Origin of the sequence: Bacillus paranthracis (assembly GCF_001883995.1) — a bacterium.
In the GTDB taxonomy this organism is placed as follows: Bacteria; Bacillota; Bacilli; order Bacillales; family Bacillaceae_G; genus Bacillus_A; species Bacillus_A paranthracis.
In genome coordinates, this window is sequence record NZ_MACE01000032.1 from 58,020 (window position 1) to 80,228 (window position 22,209).

Here is a 22,209-nt window from a genome sequence, read left to right on the forward strand (position 1 = left end):
GTTATTCTTCCTTCCTAATTTTCATTTTATATTTATTTATTTTTCTTAATAAGCTCTAATTCAATCGGAATAGATTTGTCCACTTTTTTACCTTGCGTGATCTCTTTTGCTGTTTGCATCGCCTTCTCTCCGATTAATTCCGGTTTTTGAGCAACTGTTGCAGCCATACGCCCATCGTTAACCGCTTTCACAGCATCTTCTGTTGCATCAAATCCAACAACGACTACATCCGTTTTTCCAGCAGACTTCAATGCTTCAAGTGCCCCTAATGCCATTTCGTCGTTGTGCGCAAACACGGCTTTAATGTCGCTATTCGCTTGCAAAATGTTTTCCATAACAGATAATCCTTTTGCTCTATCAAAATCAGCCGCTTGTTTAGCAACTACTTTTAAAGATTTATCCGCTACGTTATGGAATCCTTTCCCACGTTCACGAGCAGCAGACGATCCAGGGATTCCTTCTAACTCAGCAACGTTTGCTCCTTCGCCGACTAATTCACGAATGTAATCACTAGCCATTTGACCACCTTCGATATTATTAGATGCAATGTGAGAAACAACCTTACCTGAATTCGCAACGCGGTCTACTGTAATAACAGGAACATTCGCTGCGTTTGCTGCACTTACCGCTGAAGCAACAGCATCTGAATCGGTCGGATTAATAACAACTACATCGACACCCTTTTGAATTAAATCTTCAACATCGTTCGTTTGCTTTGCTGCATCATTTTGCGCATCAACAGCAATCAATTCGATGCCACTATCTTTCGCTTTCTTTTCTGCCCCCTTTTTCAAAGTTACAAAGAAGGGGTTATTTAAAGTTGAAACAGAGAATCCAACTTTAATAGTTTTATTTCGACCTTTATCGCTAGAATCCTTTGCCCATTCTGGCGGTTCCATTGAACAACCAGCAGTAATGACCATAATACATGCAACGAGTATAAGTAACCATTTCTTCATGAACTGTCCCTCCATTACGCTTCTTTTCTACGATCAATTAATACAGCTAATAAGATTACAAGTCCTTTTACAACTTGTTGGAAGAAAGAAGATACACCTAATAAATTTAAACCGTTATTTAGTACACCGATAATAAGTACACCGATGAATGTACCAACAATCCATCCTCTTCCCCCAGAAAGACTTGTTCCACCTAATACAACTGCTGCAATTGCATCTAATTCGTAAGAAGTACCTGCAGTCGGCTGTGCAGAATCTAGTCGTGATGTTAAGACAATACCTGCAAGCGCTGCCAAAATTCCGGAAAGACCGTAAATCATTACTTTAATTCTCGTAACATTAATACCTGATAATGCTGCTGCTTCTTCATTTCCACCAATTGCAAATGTACGGCGACCAAATGTCGTTTTCTTCAAAATGAAGTACAGCACTGCGAAAGCAATCATCATTGTAACAGCTGGTACTGGAATACCAAGAAAATAACCGCGGCCAAACATTTGGAACATTAAATGATCACCAAGACCAGTGATCGGACGTCCGTCCATATAAACAAGCGTCAACCCGCGAAAAATAGTCATTGTTGCTAAAGTCGCAATAAATGGAGCTACTTTTCCCTTCGCTATGATGATACCGTTTACAATTCCCATTACAAGACCAGCTAATAATCCAACTGCCATCGCAAGGAACGGGTCCATGCCACTTGCCATCATTCCAGCAACAAGTGCACTTGATAATGCTAAAATAGAACCTACCGATAAGTCAATACCCCCTGTTAAAATTACAAAGGTCATTCCGAATGCAATAAGCGCATTAATCGATACTTGACGCAGTATATTAAATAAATTTGGAATTTCAATAAACGCTGGATTTAAAGCCGTAATTACTACAATAATTAGCGCTAGTCCAATTAAAGACCCAAGTTGTTGTAATACATTCCCCTTCTTAGCCATCCTTACTCTCCCCCTGTAGCTAGTGCCATAATAGACTCTTGTGATGCCTCATCTTTCTCTAAAATGCCGCCGACTTTTCCTTCATGAATAACAAGAACGCGATCACTCATCCCTAAAACTTCTGGAAGCTCAGATGATACCATAATAACGGCATCTCCTTCTTCGGTAAGCTTATTCATAATAGAGTAAATTTCTTTTTTTGCTCCAACATCAACACCCCTTGTTGGCTCATCTAAAATGAGTAACTGCGGGTGGATACCTAGCCATTTTGCAATTACAACCTTTTGCTGATTTCCACCAGAAAGAGATTTTACCGCTTGCTCTCCACTAGATGCTTTCACATTAAGAAGCTTCATCATGTCCGCCGTAAACTGTTGTTCTAGTTCGTTACTTACGACACTCCCCTTTGAAAGACTTTCTAAATTCGTTAAAGCCAAATTTTCCCGAATTGAGAAATCTAACACTAATCCTTCAGATTTTCTATCCTCTGTAATGAAAGCGATTCTTTGTCTAATCGCATCTATCGGACTATCAATCTTTACTTCTTGTCCATTTATAAAAATTTGGCCAGAATCTAAAGGTTCGTATCCAAATATCGCTTTCATAATATCTGTACGGCCAGCTCCCATCAAACCAGCAACACCAAGGATTTCACCTTTTCTCACCTGAAACGATACATTTTCAAACTTCCCTTTTTTCGTTCCATTACGCATCTCAAAAATCACATCGCCAATTTGACTATTTCGTTCTGGGTAACGTTCACCAATGCTGCGCCCCACCATCATACTCACTACTTCATCAAATGATGTTTCTGGAATTAATCTCTTTCCCACGTATTCTCCATCACGCAAAATCGTAATAGCATCACATATTGAGAAAATCTCTTCCATACGATGCGAAATGTACACGAATGAAACACCTTCTTTACGTAACTTATTGATTACTGTAAAGAGCGTTTCGATTTCACGATCCGTCAGTGCCGCAGTAGGCTCATCCATAATAATAACGCTTGCATTTGTCATTAGTGCTTTCGCAATTTCGATAATTTGCTGTTGTCCAACCGATAACTCTCCTGCCAACATAGCTCCTTTTACATGTAATCCTAACTCTGCTAGTTGCTGCTGCGCAATCGCGTTCATTTGGCGCGTACGTAAAATACCTGTCTTCCCATACATTAACTCTTTACCGAGAAACATATTTTCAGCTACTGTTAAATTCGGTAATATGTTCAATTCTTGATGTATAAATGCAATACCGTACTCTTCAGCTTCTTTCGCATTTTTAAAAGTTCGTTCTTGTCCATCAATCGTGATCGTTCCACCATCTCTTTTGTATACACCTGTTAAAATCTTCATGAGCGTTGATTTACCCGCTCCATTTTCCCCCATCAATGCATGGACTTCTCCTGTTTCAATCATAAATTGTGCATTCTTCAAAACAGGATTTCCATTGAACGCCTTTGAAATATTTTTCATTTCAATACGCATTCCCATCACTTCCCTTTATTAAAAAATCACGCCTGCATGTAAAATTACATTGGCATAAGGCGTAGCCTCGCCTGTACGAATAATGGCCTTCGCTTTCTTTGTATGCTCCTTAAATTGTTCATGAGATACATATTCAAACGCTGGCTCTACTAATTTCAGCTCAATCTCTTTATTTATTTCCGCATTATTGTTAATAACCTCTTCTGCTAACGTCACTTTTTCAATTGCCATATCATCAGCTACCACTTGCAATACATCTAAAAAGCTAGGTTTTCCTATTTCAACAGCTAAATCAATTCTTTTTACTCCGTCAGGAATTGGTAAACCGCAATCAGCAATTACAATCGTATCCGTATGCCCAAGTGAAGCAAGGATTGATGCAATCTCACTATTTAATACGCCGTGCTTCTTCATCCGACAATCACCTGCACTTCACGTACTTTATCTCTCGTTGGCATACCGCCTTGCGCCCCAAGTTTCGTTACAGAAAGACCACCAGCAATATTCGCAAAACGAATTGCTTTTTGAAGTATTTCTCCTTCAGAAAGCGCAACTGCTAATGCACCATTAAATGTATCACCAGCTCCAGTCGTATCTACTACATCAACAGCAATGCTAGGAACATGTACAATCTCCGTACCATTATGGAAACGTACACCGTTAGAACCTTCTGTCATCAATAGTTTGTTTGGATATTTAGCCAGTAACTCTTCAATTGGTGATGTGAAATCATCTAATACGATGCGACACTCATGTTCATTTGGCGTAATATAAGTTGCCTTTTCTAAAATATCTTCTGATAACACTTGTGCTGGCGCTGGGTTTAACATAACCGGGATTTTGTGTTCCTCACAAATAGCTAATACATATTTTACTGTTTCAAGCGGAATCTCTAGTTGAAGCACAACCATATCAGCTTTTATAAGAAGATCTTTTGAACGATTTACAACCGACTCATTGACAAGAGCATTCGCTCCTTGCACGACAACAATACTGTTATCCTCTTCTGCTAAAACGATATGAGCAATTCCTGTCGCCGCATCTGTAACCGGTACCACATAGTCGATAAAAACGCGTTCGTTCTCTAAATTTTTTCTAACTACAGTTCCATAATTATCGTCTCCTACCGCTCCAACCATCGCTACATTTGCGCCTAATCTAGCTGCAGCAACCGCCTGGTTAGCTCCTTTCCCTCCTGGAATTGTATGAAATGCTTCACCAATTACTGTTTCCCCTGCTTTCGGACGTTTTTTTGAAACGGCCACTAAGTCCATTGAAATACTACCTACTACTGCAATATTTGGCATCTATTTCATCTCCTTACTTCGTTGTATTTCGTTCTATAATTTCAATCGGTAAACGATAATGTTTCTCTTCTAATACGTTTCCTTCCATCTGCTCTAACAACAGTTCTGTTGCAACTTTCCCCATTTCATAAATTGGCTGTGCAACAGTTGTAATAGATGGATACATCATCTCTGTTAAAGAAATTCCATCGAATCCGATAATTTGTAAATCATCCGGAATAGAAATCCCCTTTTGAAGCGCAGCCTTTACGATACCTATTGCAATTAAATCATTCCCAGCAACAATTCCATCAATATGCGGGTATTCTTCTAATAGTTCCACCGCTACACGCTCACTATTAGCTGGATCAAATGTACTCTCTGCAATCATATAAGAAAGATTATTTTGCGTAATAACGTCTACAAAGCCTTCAAAACGTTCATTAGCTGTACTTACGTCACGCGGTCCACGAATATGTGCAATATGTTTACAGCCCTTATCTATTAATAACTTTGTCGCTACCTGACTTCCCGCATAGTTATCTGCATACACAGCAGGTATACGCTCATTAAACATACGGTCAATTGCAACGACTGGTACTGACAAGTTCATGTAATTCACACTATTTTGTGGATTTGTCGCTACAATAAATCCATCTACATTATTTTGCCTAAGTACATCAATATATTGCTTTTCTTTCTCTAAACTTTCATCAGAGTTACAAAGTACAACTGTATACCCTTGCTTATGCGCTACATCTTCTACGGCACGTGCAACTTCTGGAAAGAATGGATTCACGATATTTGGAACAACTAAGCCAATTAAACGAGATTTTTTATTATACAGTGAACGCGCTACTGTACTAGGCTTATAGTCTAGCATCTCAATCGCTCGTTCTACTTTCTTTAAAGTATCTTCATGAACATATCCATTTTTATTTAACACTCTGGAAACGGTCGCAACAGATACTCCCGCTAATTTTGCAACGTCTTTAATCGTACTCATTTTCTTTCCTCTCCATTTCATGTAACCGTTTACAGAAAATAATATAACGTATTTCTAGAAATACGTCAATCATTTCTCACGAAAAAGCTTTTAAGGTTATACTCAAAAAAGCACCGCCATAAGGCGATGCTTTTTCATTACGAATAGGATACAGTTTGTTCTTTTTCCTCTGTAGCTGGCTCTTCAGCATCTTTTTTACGATCTGACAGTTTAATCTTCTGTAAGAAAATCGTAAAGATAGCGCCTACTACGATAAATACTAATCCTGTTAAGAATACAGTATGAAGTGAGTCTACTAAAGAGTTTTTCAAAATTGGTACAATGCTATTAGCGAATGCTTCTGGCATTTGTTTTAATGCCTCTGGACTAAATAACATTGAATATAAGCCTTGCGGATCTGTATGAATCATATCTTTAAATTTCGTTACCATTTGTCCCGCTTCTTTTGGGAATGTATCTAATACAGGTACTAAATTTTTTGTTAACGTTGTACCTGAAGTGTTATTCATGATTGATCCTAAAATTGTAATACCAAATGTTCCGCCGATTTGACGGAAGAACTGACTTGATGATGTTACGACACCAAGATCCTTTTTCGGGAAGCTTTCTTGTAACGCTAATGTTAATGTCGGCATTACAAGGCCCATTCCTAAACCGATAACCATCATATAAGAAGTAGCAGTCAATTTAGTTGTGTGCATATCCATCGTTGTTAATAACCAGAACCCTCCAGCCATTATAAGCATTCCTGTAATAATTTGTGGTTTTACACCAACTTTTAATACAAGTTGCCCGCCAATAATACTCATCACAATCATTGTAATCATCATTGGCGTCATAATTGTTCCTGATTCAGCAGCACTTACTCCTACAATTCCTTGCATGAAGAATGGTACGAACATAATCGCACCGAACATTCCAATACTCATAAAGAATCCAATCGCATTTAGTAATGTAAATGTACGATTTTTAAAGAAATGCATCGGTAAAATTGGTTCTTCCGCTTTCGTTTCAACGATAACAAAGCTAACGATACCAATTAAAGCTAATGCAAATAACCCGATAATTTGCCAAGAATCCCATGCGTAATCTTTTCCACCAAACGTTAATGCAAGTAATAAACTTACAACACCGAGAATCATCGTAAAGATCCCAGCGATATCAATTTTAATTGGTCCTGTTTGTTTATGTGATTTTAATCCCATTGCAATAAAGATTGTTGCTAAAATACCAACTGGCAAGTTAATGTAGAATACCCATCTCCAGTTCACTGCATCTACAATCCAACCACCCACTTGTGGTCCAATTACAGAAGCAAGACCGTATAACGCACCAAAAATACCTTGCCATTTCGCACGTTCTTTCCCCGTGAACATATCTCCGATAATAATCATAGCCATTGGCATCATAATACCGCCACCAAGACCTTGAATACCACGGAAAATAATTAATTCTGTCATACCATTTGCCATACCACATAATGCTGAGCCAACCATAAAGATAACTAGCCCTGTTATATATACGTTACGACGGCCAAGTAAATCCGCTAATTTACCTGCGATTGGTACAACTGTCGTTGATGTTAACATATAAGCTGTTGTTAACCACGTCATTAAGCTTAATCCGCCTAGTTCACCGACGATACGCGGCATTGCTGTACCAACGATTGTTCCATCTAAGGCAGCAAATAGCATCGCAATGATTAAACCGATTAACAACAACTTTCTATTTATATTTTCTTGTTGCTCCATGTAATCTCCTCAATTCCTCTTAGTTATTCTCTTTTTTCTCTTGTGTCCCGCAAATAATTGTTTCTAACTTCTCAAAGAGGCGTAACAAATCTTCTCTTTCTTGTAATTCTAAATGTGAGAAATATTTTGCAATGTGCTCATTACGAGCGGTCATTGCCTCTTCTACTCTAGCTTTCCCCTTTTTGGTTAACTCAATGACGACAACACGACGGTCCTCTTTGTCGTGATAACGCTCTACAAGCTCTTGGTCAATTAAGCGATCGATCATCACTGTAATTGCACTAGGCTTTACATACATCTTTTTTGCTAATTTTGTCGCCCTTGAAGCTCCATAATGATCTAAAATCTTTAAAATATAAAACTGCGGTGGTGTAAGTCCTGTTGCTTGCATTTGTTCTAATAACTCCGTCTGCATTTTCTTTCCAATTGAAAAGGCAAGAGCTTGAATTTTATCGATATGCATCATATCATTTGGCATGTTATCCACCTCTTATTTAAACAATAAAATATTTAATGTATTTAAATATTAATCCGACGAATAAAATCCGTCAACGTTTTTATTTATAAAAACGTTTACATTTTTGTCACAAAGTTGTATAATTTTCGACGAAGTTAATATTGACAGTCACGGAGAATCGGAGTACACGGCTATGAATCATAAAAAAGGAAACTTTTTTATATTTCATGGCCTTTTTATATTCTCTCTGACTTACGACACTTCGAATTAATTTGGGGAGGATTTTCATTTTATGTTTTTTACACAATTCTTTAAACCTGCGCCCCACGCGGAACGCTTACCAGCTGACCGCGTTGATAGTGAATACCGTAAACTACGTTTACAAGTATTTTTAGGTATCTTCATCGGCTATGCAGGTTATTACTTTGTTCGAAAAAACTTTTCACTAGCAATGCCATACTTAATTGAACAAGGCTTTAGTAAAGGGGAACTTGGGGTTATCCTTTCAGCAGTTTCTATCGCTTACGGATTAAGTAAATTTCTTATGGGTATCGTATCCGATCGTTGTAATCCTCGCTACTTTTTAGCAGCTGGACTATTTTTATCAGGTATCATTAATATTATTTTCGGCTCATTTTCTTTCATTACAACGAGCATTATACTTATGTTTGTACTTCAGTTTTTAAATGGATGGGTGCAAGGGATGGGATGGCCTCCTTGTGGTCGTACAATGGTTCACTGGTTCTCTATTAGTGAACGTGGTACAAAAATGTCTATTTGGAACGTCGCTCATAATGTCGGTGGCGCACTTATGCCTTCCCTTGTAACATTAGGGTTATATTTCTTTGCAAATGACTGGAAGAGTATATTTTACTTCCCAGGTATTCTTTCAATTTTAGTTGGTATTTATGTATTAATTACGATGAGAGATACACCTCAATCTTGCGGATTACCTTCTATTGAAGAACATACTGGAGAATATCCACCAGATGAGAAAGTACAAGATCGCGAACGCGAACTTTCGGTAAAAGAAATTTTATTTACATACGTACTAAACAATAAATTTTTATGGTACATCGCTATTGCGAACGTTTTTGTTTATTTCGTACGTTACGGTGTTGTAGACTGGGCTCCTACTTATTTAGTAGAAGAAAAAAGCTTTACTCATAGTAGTTCACGTACAGCCTATGCTCTATATGAATGGGCTGGTATTCCAGGTACACTTCTTTGCGGCTGGATGAGTGATAAACTATTTAAAGGACGCCGCGCACCTGCTGGTATTTTATTTATGGTTGGTGTATTTATCGCCGTTCTTGTGTACTGGCTAAACCCTCCTGGTAACCCAATGGTTGATAGTATTGCACTTGTTGCAATTGGATTTTTAATTTACGGACCTGTTATGTTAATTGGTCTACACGCTCTTGACTTAGCACCAAAGAAAGCGGCTGGAACTGCAGCTGGATTAACTGGCTTCTTCGGTTACTTAGGCGGAGCAGCTTTCGCTAGTGCCGCTATGGGCTTTATCGTCGATGCATTCGGATGGGATGGCGGATTCATCTTATTACTTGTATCTTGTGTACTTGCAATGTTCTTCCTTGCTCTTACTTTAAAGACAGGATCTCCAAAACAAAAGCAAGCTTAAGCACTAATATTATTCTTATCAAAAAAAGAGAGGCTGTTCTTTCCAGAACGCCTCTCTTTTTTCTACATATAATACTTTTTTCTTACAAAAGATTTATTTCCCTCTCTTATATATGTTAGCGTTTTCAAAGTACTTCAACTACTTATATACATGCATCCAATCTCTATATAAAAAGATTTTTGAATATTTTCTCAACTTATGCTTGTCAAACATTGTCAATTTATATTAAAATAACAACAACATGCAAAATATTTAGTCTTTTCAGAAAGATGGAGGGATAGCCATGAAGAATCCACTTCTTCGCATTGAAAACTTACAGACTTCCTTTCGCATACAAGATCAATATCATGCCGCAGTTGATGATGTTTCGTTAACTGTCCATGAAAATGAAATTGTCGCGATAGTCGGTGAATCAGGTTGCGGAAAAAGTGCACTTGCCCTTTCCATTATGCGACTGCATAATGAAGCAAATACAAAATTACAAGGGCAGCTTAACTATAGAGATAAGGATTTACTATCTATGTCAGCCGCAGAGATGAATAAAGTACGCGGATCAAACATCGGCATGATTTTCCAAGAACCTCTTACAGCACTCGACCCTCTTATGACAGTTGGAAAACAAATCGAAGAAAATTTAGACTACCACACAAGCCTTTCAAAAGTTGAAAAGAAAGAACGCACCTTAGAACTACTTCATCAAGTTGGTATTCCAAAACCAGAACTTACATATAAACAATACCCACACGAATTATCTGGCGGAATGAGACAAAGAATTGTTATCGCAATTGCAATTGCTTGCAACCCAGCACTTATTATTGCAGATGAGCCAACAACGGCTCTTGACGTAACCATCCAAGCACAAATTTTAGACTTACTAAAATCTATTCAAGAACAAACGAAAATGGGCATTATTTTAATTACTCACGATTTAAGTGTTGTCGCAGAAACAGCTGATCGTATCGTCGTTATGTACGCTGGACAAGTTGTAGAAACAGGAAAAGTTGAAGAAATTTTTAATAACCCTCTTCACCCATATACTCGTTCTCTATTAAACTCTATTCCATCTGCGTATGCTGAAAAGGAAAAATTACATGTTATTCAAGGTGTTGTACCGACATTAGCTAAGTTACCTCGCACAGGTTGTCGATTCCAAGCACGAATTCCGTGGATTAGACCTGATCAACATGAAGAAAATCCCGTTTTACATGAAGTAAAACCAGACCATTGGGTACGTTGCACTTGCTACAAACATTTTAACTTCCAAGATAAGAAAGGAGATGACGTAACTCATGGCACTGCTTAAAGTAGAAGATTTAAAAGTACACTTTCCAATTAAAGGTGGTGTTTTCGGTCGTACATTAGATTACGTTCGTGCTGTTGATGGCGTAAGCTTCGAACTACAACCTGGCGAAACGTACGGAATCGTTGGGGAATCTGGGAGCGGAAAATCAACAACTGGAAAAGCAATTATGCACTTAACAAAAGCAACAGGCGGTAGCATTCATTTTAATAATAGAGATTTAACAAAATTAAGTCGCTCAGAACTAAGAGAGCAACGAAAAGATATTCAGATGATTTTTCAAGATCCTTATTCATCCTTAAACCCGAAGAAACGTGTTATGGATATTATAGCTGAACCACTTCGGAATTTTGAGAAACTCTCACCTGATGAAGAGCGTAGAGCTGTTCAAGATTATCTTGATAAAGTTGGCTTAAATCCAGAGTCTATTTATAAATACCCACATGAATTTTCCGGTGGACAAAGACAGCGGATTGGTATTGCACGCGCACTTACACTAAAACCGAAGCTTATTATCGCAGATGAACCTGTATCTGCACTTGACGTGTCAGTACAAGCGCAAGTTTTAAACTTCTTACAAGATTTACAATCCGAACTCGGACTAACATACTTATTTATTAGTCATGATTTAGGTGTAATTCGCCATATGTGTGACCGTATAGGTGTTATGTATCGCGGACGCATTGTGGAAGAAGCAACTAGTGCTGAAATTTATAATAATCCACAGCACATCTATACGAAGCGCCTAATATCAGCTATTCCTGACATTCGTCCAGAAAACCGCGAACAACAGCGTAAATTGCGCCGTGAAGTAAGCGCCGAGTACGAAAAATCATACGAAAATTATTTCAATGAAAATGGACGTGCTTACGATTTAAAACCAATCTCGCCAACTCACCGGGTGGCATTACCATAAGGGAGTGATAAAACATGTGGAAATTTATATTACGCCGGATTTTAGTTATGATACCGCAATTATTCGTATTAAGCGTACTCGTCTTTACACTTGCTAAAGCAATGCCAGGTGATGCATTAAGTGGCGCTGAACTAGCAAACCCAAAAGCCGATCCAAAAGTAATTGAAGAACAACGTGAGAAACTTGGGTTAAATGATCCTATTCCCACACAATATGTAAGGTGGATTTCAAACGCCGTACAAGGAGATTTCGGTATTTCTTACGCACATAAAATACAAGTAACAGATATTATTGGGGAACGCCTTGGTAATACAGTGCTGTTAGCTCTTCTAATTCTTATTCTTACTTATTTAATCGCCATTCCACTTGGCGTTATAAGTGGGCGTTGGAATGATACGTGGGCTGACCGACTCATTACACTCTATAACTTTTTAGGATTTGGTACACCCCTATTTATTTTCGGATTAGTAATGTTATTCTTATTCGGCTTTTTATACCCGATCTTCCCTACAAGTGGTAGCGTTGATCCACAAGTGGCAGCCGGATCATTTGATTACTATTTAAGTAAATTAAATCATATGATTTTACCAGCTTTATCTGGGGCATTAATTGGCACTGTAGGAACTGTACAATATTTACGAAGTGAAATTATTGATACGAAACATAAAGATTTTGTACGCACAGTAAAAGCAAAAGGTGTACCAGAATCTAAAGTATATTCCAGACATATTTTACGAAATTCATTTTTACCAATTGCAGCATTTTTAGGATATGAAATTACAGGTTTAGTTGGTGGCTCTATTATTCTAGAAAATATTTTCGGCTACCCAGGAATTGGACAACTATTTTTCCAATCTATCACTCAACGTGATTTCAGTGTCGTAACTGCTCTTGTATTATTTACTGGATTCGCAACGCTACTCGGGACTCTTCTTTCCGATATTATTCTAAGCATCGTTGATCCACGTATTCGTATTGATTAATGGAGGTGAAGAAACGTTATGTTAGCAAATCCTGAAAAACAAACTGAGGTCATTCATTACGAAAAGAGCCCTTCTGGTTTCTCCATTATGTGGCGAGAATTTCGTAAAGATAAACTAGCAATGTTTTCCCTATTCTTTTTAGCTTTAATATTAATAGCCGTTTATACAACTTCATTTATTATGAAACAAGAAGATATCGTTCGAGTCGATCTGTTCGCCATTTATGATCCTCCTTCTGCTGAACATTGGCTAGGAACTGATTATGGAGGCCGTGATATTTTCGGACAATTAATTATTGGTACACGTAATTCCTTTACAGTGGGTTTAGCCATCACTCTTTTATCAACTCTTATCGGTCTTACAATGGGACTAATTGCTGGCTATTTTGGAGGAGTTGTCGATAACATCATCATGCGTTTTATCGACTTTATGATGATTTTACCATTCTTAATGATTGTTATCGTATTTATCTCACTCGTTCCAACTTTCAATATTACTACATTTATTCTCATAATGACCGCTTTCTTATGGGTCGGAAAAGCAAGACTTATACGCTCTAAAGTATTAACTGAGAAAGAACTTGATTACGTATCTGCATCTAAAACATTAGGAACACCAAATTGGAAGATTATCTTCCAGCAAATATTACCTAATTTGAGCTCTATTATTATCGTAAATATTACATTAAATCTTGCTGGTAACATCGGGATTGAATCTAGTTTGACTTACTTAGGCTTCGGTCTACCAGAAAGCACACCGAGTCTTGGTACACTTGTAAGTTATGCAACAAACCCAGATGTATTGCAAGAAAAATGGTGGATTTGGTTACCCGCATCAATCATGATTTTAGTGTTGATGCTGTGTATAAATTTTATTGGTCAAGCGTTAAAACGTGCGGCTGATGCAAGACAAAGAAAAGGTTAAGGGGTGGAGAAGTTATGAACAAACCAAAACTGTACAAAGTATTAAGTACACTTGCTGCTTCAACATTATTACTGTCTGCATGTGGGGGTGCTGATAGCGGTAGTAAAAAGACAAATACCAAAAAAGTAGAAACAAATAAATTTAGTGCTGCTGTAAAAAATGATGCTAAAGAGATTAAAGACGGATCATTAACATATGGACTCGTTTCAAATTCACCTTTTGCTGGTGTTTTAAGTAGAGTACTATATGAAGTTGCTCCAGATTCAGAAATTATGGATTTCTTTGATGAACAATTATTAGCTACAGATAAAAACTGGGAAATTACAAATGACGGTGCTGCAACGTATACAATTTCTGAAGATAAAAAAACAATTACTATTAAGGTTAAAGATAATGTAAAATGGCACGACGGTAATCCTGTAACAGCTGAGGATTTGGAATATTCTTACTTAATTATTGGTAATAGTAAATATACAGGTATCCGTTACGATACACAAATGCAAATGATTGAAGGTATGGAAGAATATCATACTGGAAAAGCTGACAAAATTTCTGGTATTAAAGTAGTCGATCCAAAAACAATTTCCATTACTTATAAAGAAGTAAACCCTTCACTGAAAACTGGTATTTGGACATATCCTACACCTAAAAAATATTTAGGCGATGTACCAATTGAAAAACTAGCTGAATCTGATAAGATCCGTCAAAATCCAATTGGATTCGGACCATTTAAAGTGAAGAAAATCGTTCCTGGTGAATCAGTTGAGTATGAGCGCTTCGATGATTATTGGGCTGGTAAACCAAAGTTAAAAAATGTAACGTTAAAAGTTGTAAATCCATCTATTGTTAGTGCATCTCTGAAAAAAGGTGATATTGATATTGCAGCAATTACTGCTGATCAATATCCGAACGTAAGTAAATTAAAAAATACACAACTAATTGGTAAAACTGACCTTGCTTACACTTATATCGGATTTAAATTTGGACATATGGACAAAGCAAAGAACGAAGCTGTAATGGATAAAGATAAATTCAAAGACGTTCGTTTACGTCAAGCGATGGCACATGCAATTGATAGAGAAAAATTGGCAGAGAAAGTATATCACGGCCTTCGCGTTCCAGCTAACTCTCCAATTCCACCATCTATGCCAAAGTACCATAATAACGATGTTGGTTCATATAACTTAGATGTAGATAAAGCGAAAAAACTATTAGATGAAGCTGGCTATAAAGATAAAAATGGTGATGGATTCCGTGAAGATCCAAAAGGTAATGAATTTAAAATTAACTTCCTAGCTAGTAACGGTAGTGAGACAAGTGAACCACTGGCAAAATTCTATATTCAATCTTGGAAAGATATCGGCTTAAAAGTAGAACTTCTTGATGGACGCTTACACGAATTTAATGCTATGCGTGATATGATTAAAAAAGATGATCCTAAGGTTGATATTTTCTCTGGTGCTTGGGGAACAGGTTCTGATCCTGATCTTTCTGGTCTATGGGGCAAAAATGCTGGATTTAACTATCAGCGCTGGGTAAATGATGAAAATACTAAATTATTAGAAGCTGGATTATCAGAAAAAGCTACTGATGAAAAATATCGTAAAGAAGTATACGATAAATGGCAAAAATTAATTCATGACGAAGCACCGATGATTCCAATTCATTACACATTCGATTTAACAGGTGTTAATAAGCGCGTGAAAGGTTTCAATGTCAACACTGAAGTGAATCAAATAACTTCACATTGGAAAGACGTTACTGTAACAAGTGAGAAGCCAGAAGTAGAAAAATAATCATAAAAATAGCTCTTAGCATCTATATACATGCCAGGAGCTATTTTTTATTTACAACCTTTTTAGTGCTATTAATAACAACCAATTCCTTCCCCACTCTAAAATTAAAAGATTTGATGAATCATCTTTATTACAACAGCTAATGTAACAGATGCAGCAAATCCCCCTAAACAAATAAGACCGACACCTTGGCTATATGATAAATTTTGAAGTGCTTTCATCTTTTTCATCCTCCCTATCTCCCCTTCGTTATTTTTATTTTACCAATGGAATAATTTTCATAACATCGATTTTTCTGACAAAAAACTTACAAATTTGTAAGTTAATATTTTCTAAAACTTATGTATCTATTATGTCCACACTCGCCCCTTTTATACGTCAAAAAAGACCTCGAATTATATCAAGGTCTTGCTTACACTACAAAATATTTCACTCAATTTATTTAATAATCATCACCGGACATTTCACACGCTTTGCTATTTTATGACTGACACTACCAAGCACCATTTCTTGCAGTGTATTTAGCCCTCTACTCCCAGCAATAACAAGATCTATATCTCCTGTATTCACATATTGAACAATCGTATCTCCTGGATCACCATGTAATATCGTAATTTTATAAGAAATGTTCTCTTTCTTTAATAACCCTTCAATCTCTTTCAATTTATCTTTTCGACTAGCCGATATTGTTTCTAAATCCGTTTGACCTTGTATAATATCTGATTTTGCTGTTCTATTATCTACTACGTACACAACTTCAACATTTGCTTCTTCGCTACATTTCGCAATATATGTTGCATGTTCCGCCGCTCGAAGTGCATGTTCAGAACCGTCACATGCTAATATAATTTGTTTATACATATGCTGAATCCCCTTTTCGTTATCCTACTCGTATTATATAATAAAGCCCCCTAAAAAGGAGGCTTCTAACTAGCAATTCTTTTATTATAAGTAGCTAAATTTTTAACAAGTTTTGCACTACGTTCATTTAATCCCGTTATACTTACTTTCACGCCACTTTGTTCATACTTCATGATAACTTTATCAATTGATGCCACTGCTGAATCATCCCATACGTGTGCGTGAGAAAAATTCAACTCAATTTCTTTTACATCTTCCTCAAATGAAAAATTATTTATGAACTCTGCCGTAGATGCAAAGAAAAGTTGACCGTGAATTTCGTATATTTTCTTATTTTCAATATATAAATGTTTCACGTGAATCTTTGCCATATTGAATGCAAATAAAACCGCACTAATTACTGTTCCGATAATTACACCTAATGCTAAATTATGTGTAATTAAGACAATCACAACTGTTACGATCATAACAAATGCATTTCCTTTTGGTACTTTATGAATTGTTGTTACAGAGTTCCAATCAAATGTTCCGATTGAAACCATAATCATAACCGCAACTAAAGCTGCCATCGGAATATGAACAACATAGTCCCCTAAAATGAATAGTAATACGATCAAAAATCCGCCCGCTACAAACGTCGATAATCGTCCACGTCCACCTGATTTAATATTAATAACAGATTGTCCAATCATTGCACATCCTGCCATTCCTCCGAAGAAACCAGCAACAATGTTTGCAATACCTTGCCCACGTGCTTCTTTATGTTTATTACTTTCCGTATGCGTCATATCATCTAAAACTGAAGCTGTTAATAAAGACTCTAGTAAACCGATAATTGCAAGCATAACTGCGTACGGTAAAATAATCCCTAATGTCTCAAGTGTAAAAGGCACGTCTGGAATACTAAAGAACGGTAATTCTTTCGGCAAACTTCCCATATCCCCTACTGTTTTTAACTGTAATCCGCTCATAATTGCAATACTTGTCACAATAATAATGGAAATAAGTGTAGACGGTACAGCCGTCGTAATACGTGGAAATACATATATAATTACAAGTCCTAATGCGACAAGCGCGTACATTTGCCAAGTTGCATTTTTAAAATGTGGCAATTGTGCTGTAAAAACTAAAATTCCAAGTGAATTTAAAAAACCACTCATAACAGATTTCGGAACAAACTTCATAAATGAGCTCAGTTTGAACACGCCAAAAATAATTTGGACAATACCTGTTACTATTGTTGTAGCAAATAAATATTGCAAACCATGATCTTTAACAAGCGTTACCATTAACAATGCCATTGCACCTGTTGCAGCTGAAATCATTCCAGTTCGTCCACCAACAAATGAAATGGTAACGGCAATACAAAAGGCTGCGTACAACCCAACGGTCGGATCCACGCCTGCAATAACAGAGAAAGCAATTGCTTCAGGGATTAACGCTAAAGCAACAACTATTCCTGATAGCACATCCCCTTTCACGTTGGAGAACCAATCATTTTTTATCGTCTGAAACAAAATACCACTCCTCTACTCTTTTACCCCGCTATTTGCCGGGCAGTAAGACCCTACCTCAAAATTCAGTGACAGCAAAGAAGTGAGGTGGGGATCAACTGCCCATAAAAGCCCGATTGGTGAAGGCTAATAATCATTGGGGGATGCCCCCCAATGATTAAAGTTTCACTTTATCATTCGATTTTCTCCATAAGAAAATCTAGCCGACTGCACGAAGGCTATTATATAACGAGTAGAGGATTTTGCGCTATGTAAAAGTTTCCTAAAAAAGACGCTACCTTCATAGCGTCTTCTCTCATTTCATTAATGTCCACCGTGCCCTTGACCACTTTCCTGAACAATTTCTAACCTCTCATCTAGTATTCCTTGCGTTTCAAATGAAATATTTTCAGTATTCCCTAATAAGAATCCATGATTGTACGGGCCAAGTGTTGGGTCATCTTTAAACTTCGGTTGAATAGTAGCAAGGAAATCATACACTGGTTGTGAAGCTTTTCCTTCCTCTAATAAGATAACGGGGGCATGTTTACCCATATGTGAAAATGGTGCTCCTGCAACTGCTAAGTCTGGTGTTTTGCTTGAAACAAATGATACACCGTGACCTGGTTTTGTGAACCCCCATCCAAATTTTGTTTTTTCATCTTTAAACTTTGCAAATGCAATAGAATTCTCTACTGGAGTCTCTCCACTAATACGCGTTACTTTCCCGTATTTGCTTAACTCTTTTTCTACTTCTTTTGAAATGATTTTTTCTGGTCCTAGTACATATATATTTGCTTTATCTTTTCGCGTCTTTAATGCCTCTATCGTCGCTTCTGGCACTTTATTCTTTTCTATATAAAGTAGTGGTTCTGGCATATGAGAAATCCAGTTTACAGCTGGTGTTGTATATAAACGCCCTTCCTCTTCGGATGAGCCGATAATAACACTATTCGGATAACTACCTGTTATATCGGCATATTCTTTATCCACATCTTTAGCAAATGTAGCTGGATCCGTTTCTTTTATTTGCTTTACTTTATACTCTTTTAATTGCTCAAGGATAGATGCATCGACATCCCCCATCACCATAATTTGTGTTCCATCTTTCGTTCCGAGCGGATTTAATCGTTTTATTTCTTTTAATGTCATTTCGGGTACCTTTTCTTTTTCTATAAATAGAATCGGTCCGTTATTCGGATGATGAATAAGGTCTGCACTTGCAATACCTAATTGCCAGTCTTTTACTGGTACTAAAATAACAGCGCCTGGCTGATTCTCTTTATGTGTTGCTGGCCATATCGTCTGCGAAGTTAATACTGCCATTTGAAGAGGATCATTTGTGTTTAATCTCGTTACATTTTTTAAACTTATCGTTAATAAATCATTTGATGCCCCTTTGTTCATTTCTTTCGGCGCAGTTACCTCCTGATTCATTTTCATTTCCTTCTGCTCTGTTTTCTTCGCTTCTTTAGATTCATGATTTTTATGATCTGCATTTGTTTGTCCACACGCCGCAAGACCAACTGCTGTAATTATTGTTATCCCAAAAACTCGGGTCATTTTTTTCACTATACCGCCTCCGTATAAATCATTTTCGAGCCAATATGATTACCTAAAATGGAATTTCAACTTTACAATAACAAGCAATTCTGAAGAAATTATGCAGACGCATTACAATCTGCACCATTTCTTCATGATTTTGCATTACAATTTAAGTAAAGATTATATATGGAGGGCTCTCTATGATTGATATACTGCTCGTAGACGATGAACCGAGAATGCTTGAATTATTAACGCTTTATCTTACTCCAATTGGATATAACTGCATATGTGCACGATCCGGAGAAGAAGCGATTTCACATATAGAAAATCAAAACTTTAAATTTATTTTACTGGATATTATGATGCCAAAGATGGACGGATGGGAAACGTGTAAAAAAATCCGCTCATTTAGTAACGTTCCTATCATTATGGTAACAGCTCGTGATCAAACGGTAGATGTCGTCCAAGGATTAAAAATCGGAGCAGATGATTACGTAACGAAACCTTTCCATGAAGAAGAGCTTTTCGCGAGAATTGAAGCTGTTTTAAGGCGAACGAATCAACGGACGCAAATCCAATATCACGGCATTTTATGGGATGAGGCAAAGCATTTCGTTTCTGTCTATAACGAAGAACTTCTTCTTACACCAATTGAATTCTCTTTACTCGGATTATTTTTACGTCATGTGAACTACGTATTAAGCCGCGATCAGCTCATTGAACGAATTTGGGGATTAAATACAAATACAGAAGATAGAACTGTCGATTCACATATTCGTAATTTGCGTGATAAATTACGAAAAGTAAATTTCCCTATTGACGATCATTTAAAAACTGTGTACGGAGTTGGCTATCGATGGGTTGATACTTTAGATTAAGGAGCAAAGCAATGAAGCGAATTTCTATTCAGCTCGGATTTTATTTTTTGATTGTTACACTTTTAATCGAAAGTGTTCTATTTGTCTCGCTTTATTATAGTCTTGTCAACAATAGAGTAAATGAAGAAATGACAGCTTTATTAAAGCGCGGAAATAGTCACAGAGATGTCCTTGAAAAGTATTTTGATAAGCAAACAATCTCTCATGTTGCACTAATGGAATCCGAAGCCGAAACCACTGTTGTTATTACAAATGCAAATAAGGAAGTACTAGCTAAATCCAATGAAATAAATACTACTATAAAAAAGCATATTGAAAAGATGCAAACACGGACAGATCATGACGGAGCAATTATAGAGAATCACTGGAAAACATCTAATTATATATGTACGGTTAGTCCCATCATAGTAGCTGGAAAACATGAGGGGTATGTGTATATGTTTCTTGGGACAGAATCCATTGAAAAGTTGGTGAATGGATTAACAAAACAATTCATTATCGCTGGTGCCATCACGTTTCTACTCACAGTCATTACCATTTTTCTTTTATCTCGGTTATTAACAAAACCATTGTTACACATGAAACATGCCACTGAAAAAATGAGTAAAGGAGATTTATCAGTTTCATTAACGACTACTCGAAATGATGAAATTGGTGAACTAGCATCATCTATTCAAACACTCGCAAATGATTTACATTATATGAAAACAGAGCGAAGTGAATTTCTGGCAAGTGTTGCTCATGAATTACGAACACCATTAACATACGTAAGAGGTTATGCTGACATTGCTTCAAAAGAAGCAACATCTCCTGAGCAACGTTTGCGGTATTTATCTATTATAAAAGATGAGTCTGATTACATCACAAACTTAGTTCAAGATTTGTTCTCCCTTGCACAAATGGAACAACATAACTTTTCTATTCAAGTAAAGGAAGTGCATTTACACACCTTCCTTACGCGTATATGTGAAAAAGTAAACGCCATGTATAAAGAAAGGTACATTACAGTTTCTTTCTCTTGTCCTCCTACACTGCTAGTAAACTTAGATGAACAACGATTCGAACAAGTTGTGGTGAATATTTTAAATAACGCTTATAGACATTCAAAAGAGCATTCTCATATAAACATTTCTGTTACAGAAGAACATAAAAGTATTTCCATTGCAATTGAAGATGAAGGCGAAGGTATTCCGCTTGAAGACCTCCCTCACATTTTCGACCGCTTTTATCGAGTTGATAAAGCGAGATCACGAGCTACAGGCGGAACTGGTTTAGGATTATCTATCGTGAAAGAAATTGTAGAGCTGCACGGTGGGAATATTACTGTAACGAGCGAAGTTGATCACGGATCTTGCTTTATTATTTCATTGCCATCTATACAAAAACACGACTACCATCAGTAGTCGTGTTTCTTTATCATTTTACTTTATAATATAAGTTTACAAATTGCCCAAAACGTTTCGTATCCGTTAAAGTTAAATGAATTTCTGGGTTCTTGTCTTGAAATAACGGAACTCCAGAACCTAATATATGCGGTGTAATCGTAACAACATATTCATCAATTAGATTATTCTTAAAGAACTCTCTCAGTAGACTCCCTCCACCGACCATCCATATTTTAGATCCTTCTTGCTCTTTCAACCTTTTTGTAAACTCCACTACATCTTCATTTACAAACTCCACGTGTTCGTTCGAACCTTTTTCTGAGTTAGAGAAAACATAACATTTTTTATCTACATACGGGAATGTTTCCATATGCTCTACTACATAATCGTACGTTCTTTTTCCCATGATTATCGTATCAATTGTTTCATACATTTCTGTATAACCGTTATCTCCCTCTCCTTCTGTTTCCATTAACCACTCTAAATCATCATTTTCTTTCGCAATATATCCATCTAAGCTCGCCGCAATAAATAAAACTATTTCACGTGACATATCTTTTCCTCCTTGCATCTCATCTTGATAATCATCT

The 22,209-nt window shown here is 36.9% G+C and carries 21 protein-coding genes; 8 read left to right on the forward strand and 13 right to left on the reverse strand.

From position 1 onward, the window contains the following. Positions 1-32: 32 nt before the first annotated feature. The 8 genes from rbsB to BAQ46_RS13840 all read right to left on the reverse strand — a co-directional run bounded on the left by rbsB (position 33) and on the right by BAQ46_RS13840 (position 7,917). Positions 33-959: a ribose ABC transporter substrate-binding protein RbsB gene (rbsB, locus tag BAQ46_RS13805; protein WP_000758976.1), complete on the reverse strand. Its 927-nt coding sequence runs from the start codon at positions 957-959 to the stop codon at positions 33-35. Positions 960-973: 14 nt separating this feature from the next. Then, the gene (locus tag BAQ46_RS13810; RefSeq protein WP_001074633.1) at positions 974-1,909 is read right to left on the reverse strand and encodes an ABC transporter permease subunit; all 936 of its coding nucleotides are present in this window, start codon (positions 1,907-1,909) and stop codon (positions 974-976) included. Between the two features lie 2 nt (positions 1,910-1,911). Beyond that, entirely contained in the window at positions 1,912-3,396 is a 1,485-nt protein-coding gene (rbsA, locus tag BAQ46_RS13815) for a ribose ABC transporter ATP-binding protein RbsA (RefSeq protein WP_001217681.1), read from the reverse strand. 18 nt (positions 3,397-3,414) lie between these two features. After that, entirely contained in the window at positions 3,415-3,810 is a 396-nt protein-coding gene (gene rbsD / locus BAQ46_RS13820; RefSeq protein WP_000716155.1) for a D-ribose pyranase, read from the reverse strand. Further along, entirely contained in the window at positions 3,807-4,703 is an 897-nt protein-coding gene (gene rbsK / locus BAQ46_RS13825) for a ribokinase (RefSeq protein ID WP_071742047.1), read from the reverse strand. The genes rbsD and rbsK overlap by 4 nt, the downstream gene beginning before the upstream one ends. Positions 4,704-4,716: 13 nt before the next feature. Further along, entirely contained in the window at positions 4,717-5,688 is a 972-nt protein-coding gene (gene rbsR, locus BAQ46_RS13830; protein WP_071742048.1) for a ribose operon transcriptional repressor RbsR, read from the reverse strand. 137 nt (positions 5,689-5,825) lie between these two features. Beyond that, positions 5,826-7,439, reverse strand: a complete 1,614-nt coding sequence (locus tag BAQ46_RS13835) for an MDR family MFS transporter (RefSeq protein WP_000437635.1) — start codon at positions 7,437-7,439, stop codon at positions 5,826-5,828. A 19-nt stretch (positions 7,440-7,458) separates the two neighbouring features. Next, positions 7,459-7,917, reverse strand: a complete 459-nt coding sequence (locus tag BAQ46_RS13840) for a MarR family winged helix-turn-helix transcriptional regulator (protein ID WP_001132356.1) — start codon at positions 7,915-7,917, stop codon at positions 7,459-7,461. A 271-nt stretch (positions 7,918-8,188) separates the two neighbouring features. Here BAQ46_RS13840 and glpT point away from each other — a divergent pair, with 271 nt between their 5' ends. The 6 genes from glpT to opp4A all read left to right on the forward strand — a co-directional run bounded on the left by glpT (position 8,189) and on the right by opp4A (position 15,457). Continuing rightward, positions 8,189-9,538, forward strand: a complete 1,350-nt coding sequence (gene glpT / locus BAQ46_RS13845) for a glycerol-3-phosphate transporter (RefSeq protein ID WP_000466372.1) — start codon at positions 8,189-8,191, stop codon at positions 9,536-9,538. 283 nt (positions 9,539-9,821) lie between these two features. After that, on the forward strand, positions 9,822-10,841 hold the full coding sequence (locus BAQ46_RS13850) for an ABC transporter ATP-binding protein (protein WP_061131316.1): 1,020 nt from the start codon (positions 9,822-9,824) through the stop codon (positions 10,839-10,841). After that, positions 10,828-11,754, forward strand: a complete 927-nt coding sequence (locus BAQ46_RS13855) for an ABC transporter ATP-binding protein (RefSeq protein ID WP_001196379.1) — start codon at positions 10,828-10,830, stop codon at positions 11,752-11,754. Before BAQ46_RS13850 ends, BAQ46_RS13855 begins: the two co-directional genes overlap by 14 nt. Before the next feature lie 14 nt (positions 11,755-11,768). Continuing rightward, positions 11,769-12,737: an oligopeptide ABC transporter permease gene (gene opp4B, locus BAQ46_RS13860; RefSeq protein ID WP_000265445.1), complete on the forward strand. Its 969-nt coding sequence runs from the start codon at positions 11,769-11,771 to the stop codon at positions 12,735-12,737. Between the two features lie 18 nt (positions 12,738-12,755). After that, positions 12,756-13,661: an ABC transporter permease gene (locus BAQ46_RS13865; RefSeq protein ID WP_000880733.1), complete on the forward strand. Its 906-nt coding sequence runs from the start codon at positions 12,756-12,758 to the stop codon at positions 13,659-13,661. A gap of 14 nt (positions 13,662-13,675) precedes the next feature. Further along, positions 13,676-15,457 (forward strand): oligopeptide ABC transporter substrate-binding protein, encoded by a 1,782-nt coding sequence (gene opp4A, locus BAQ46_RS13870; RefSeq protein WP_061131315.1) that lies wholly within the window; start codon positions 13,676-13,678, stop codon positions 15,455-15,457. Positions 15,458-15,561: 104 nt separating this feature from the next. Here opp4A and BAQ46_RS13875 read toward each other — a convergent pair whose 3' ends face one another. The 4 genes from BAQ46_RS13875 to BAQ46_RS13890 all read right to left on the reverse strand — a co-directional run bounded on the left by BAQ46_RS13875 (position 15,562) and on the right by BAQ46_RS13890 (position 19,383). After that, positions 15,562-15,687 carry a DUF4027 family protein gene (locus BAQ46_RS13875; RefSeq protein ID WP_000738299.1) on the reverse strand — a complete coding sequence of 42 codons (126 nt, stop codon included), beginning with the start codon at positions 15,685-15,687 and terminating at the stop codon, positions 15,562-15,564. 208 nt (positions 15,688-15,895) lie between these two features. Further along, positions 15,896-16,318, reverse strand: coding sequence for a universal stress protein (locus BAQ46_RS13880; protein ID WP_048558052.1), 423 nt, complete (start codon positions 16,316-16,318; stop codon positions 15,896-15,898). 65 nt (positions 16,319-16,383) lie between these two features. Further along, positions 16,384-17,835: a SulP family inorganic anion transporter gene (locus BAQ46_RS13885; protein ID WP_061131314.1), complete on the reverse strand. Its 1,452-nt coding sequence runs from the start codon at positions 17,833-17,835 to the stop codon at positions 16,384-16,386. A gap of 300 nt (positions 17,836-18,135) precedes the next feature. Then, complete coding sequence (locus BAQ46_RS13890) at positions 18,136-19,383, reverse strand: cell wall-binding repeat-containing protein (protein WP_061131313.1); 1,248 nt, start codon at positions 19,381-19,383, stop codon at positions 18,136-18,138. A gap of 173 nt (positions 19,384-19,556) precedes the next feature. Between BAQ46_RS13890 and BAQ46_RS13895 the strand changes: the two genes are divergently transcribed. Continuing rightward, on the forward strand, positions 19,557-20,234 hold the full coding sequence (locus BAQ46_RS13895; RefSeq protein WP_044791354.1) for a response regulator transcription factor: 678 nt from the start codon (positions 19,557-19,559) through the stop codon (positions 20,232-20,234). A gap of 11 nt (positions 20,235-20,245) precedes the next feature. Then, complete coding sequence (locus BAQ46_RS13900; protein ID WP_000822577.1) at positions 20,246-21,637, forward strand: sensor histidine kinase; 1,392 nt, start codon at positions 20,246-20,248, stop codon at positions 21,635-21,637. A 13-nt stretch (positions 21,638-21,650) separates the two neighbouring features. On the opposite strand, the gene BAQ46_RS13905 is transcribed toward BAQ46_RS13900, so the two are convergent. After that, positions 21,651-22,172 (reverse strand): dihydrofolate reductase family protein, encoded by a 522-nt coding sequence (locus BAQ46_RS13905; protein WP_000085793.1) that lies wholly within the window; start codon positions 22,170-22,172, stop codon positions 21,651-21,653. Positions 22,173-22,209: the final 37 nt, after the last annotated feature.

What these genes read in the sequence shown, in the direction of transcription:
- BAQ46_RS13810 (WP_001074633.1), bottom strand. Translation starts at nt 1,909, where the DNA reads ATGGCTAAGAAGGGGAATGTATTACAACAACTTGGGTCTTTAATTGGA.
- BAQ46_RS13840 (WP_001132356.1), bottom strand. Translation starts at nt 7,917, where the DNA reads ATGCCAAATGATATGATGCATATCGATAAAATTCAAGCTCTTGCCTTT.
- rbsB (WP_000758976.1), bottom strand. Translation starts at nt 959, where the DNA reads ATGAAGAAATGGTTACTTATACTCGTTGCATGTATTATGGTCATTACT.
- glpT (WP_000466372.1), top strand. Translation starts at nt 8,189, where the DNA reads ATGTTTTTTACACAATTCTTTAAACCTGCGCCCCACGCGGAACGCTTA.
- BAQ46_RS13880 (WP_048558052.1), bottom strand. Translation starts at nt 16,318, where the DNA reads ATGTATAAACAAATTATATTAGCATGTGACGGTTCTGAACATGCACTT.
- BAQ46_RS13905 (WP_000085793.1), bottom strand. Translation starts at nt 22,172, where the DNA reads ATGTCACGTGAAATAGTTTTATTTATTGCGGCGAGCTTAGATGGATAT.
- BAQ46_RS13855 (WP_001196379.1), top strand. Translation starts at nt 10,828, where the DNA reads ATGGCACTGCTTAAAGTAGAAGATTTAAAAGTACACTTTCCAATTAAA.
- BAQ46_RS13900 (WP_000822577.1), top strand. Translation starts at nt 20,246, where the DNA reads ATGAAGCGAATTTCTATTCAGCTCGGATTTTATTTTTTGATTGTTACA.
- BAQ46_RS13835 (WP_000437635.1), bottom strand. Translation starts at nt 7,439, where the DNA reads ATGGAGCAACAAGAAAATATAAATAGAAAGTTGTTGTTAATCGGTTTA.
- BAQ46_RS13875 (WP_000738299.1), bottom strand. Translation starts at nt 15,687, where the DNA reads ATGAAAAAGATGAAAGCACTTCAAAATTTATCATATAGCCAAGGTGTC.
- rbsK (WP_071742047.1), bottom strand. Translation starts at nt 4,703, where the DNA reads ATGCCAAATATTGCAGTAGTAGGTAGTATTTCAATGGACTTAGTGGCC.
- rbsD (WP_000716155.1), bottom strand. Translation starts at nt 3,810, where the DNA reads ATGAAGAAGCACGGCGTATTAAATAGTGAGATTGCATCAATCCTTGCT.
- rbsA (WP_001217681.1), bottom strand. Translation starts at nt 3,396, where the DNA reads ATGCGTATTGAAATGAAAAATATTTCAAAGGCGTTCAATGGAAATCCT.
- opp4B (WP_000265445.1), top strand. Translation starts at nt 11,769, where the DNA reads ATGTGGAAATTTATATTACGCCGGATTTTAGTTATGATACCGCAATTA.
- BAQ46_RS13865 (WP_000880733.1), top strand. Translation starts at nt 12,756, where the DNA reads ATGTTAGCAAATCCTGAAAAACAAACTGAGGTCATTCATTACGAAAAG.
- BAQ46_RS13895 (WP_044791354.1), top strand. Translation starts at nt 19,557, where the DNA reads ATGATTGATATACTGCTCGTAGACGATGAACCGAGAATGCTTGAATTA.
- opp4A (WP_061131315.1), top strand. Translation starts at nt 13,676, where the DNA reads ATGAACAAACCAAAACTGTACAAAGTATTAAGTACACTTGCTGCTTCA.
- BAQ46_RS13850 (WP_061131316.1), top strand. Translation starts at nt 9,822, where the DNA reads ATGAAGAATCCACTTCTTCGCATTGAAAACTTACAGACTTCCTTTCGC.
- rbsR (WP_071742048.1), bottom strand. Translation starts at nt 5,688, where the DNA reads ATGAGTACGATTAAAGACGTTGCAAAATTAGCGGGAGTATCTGTTGCG.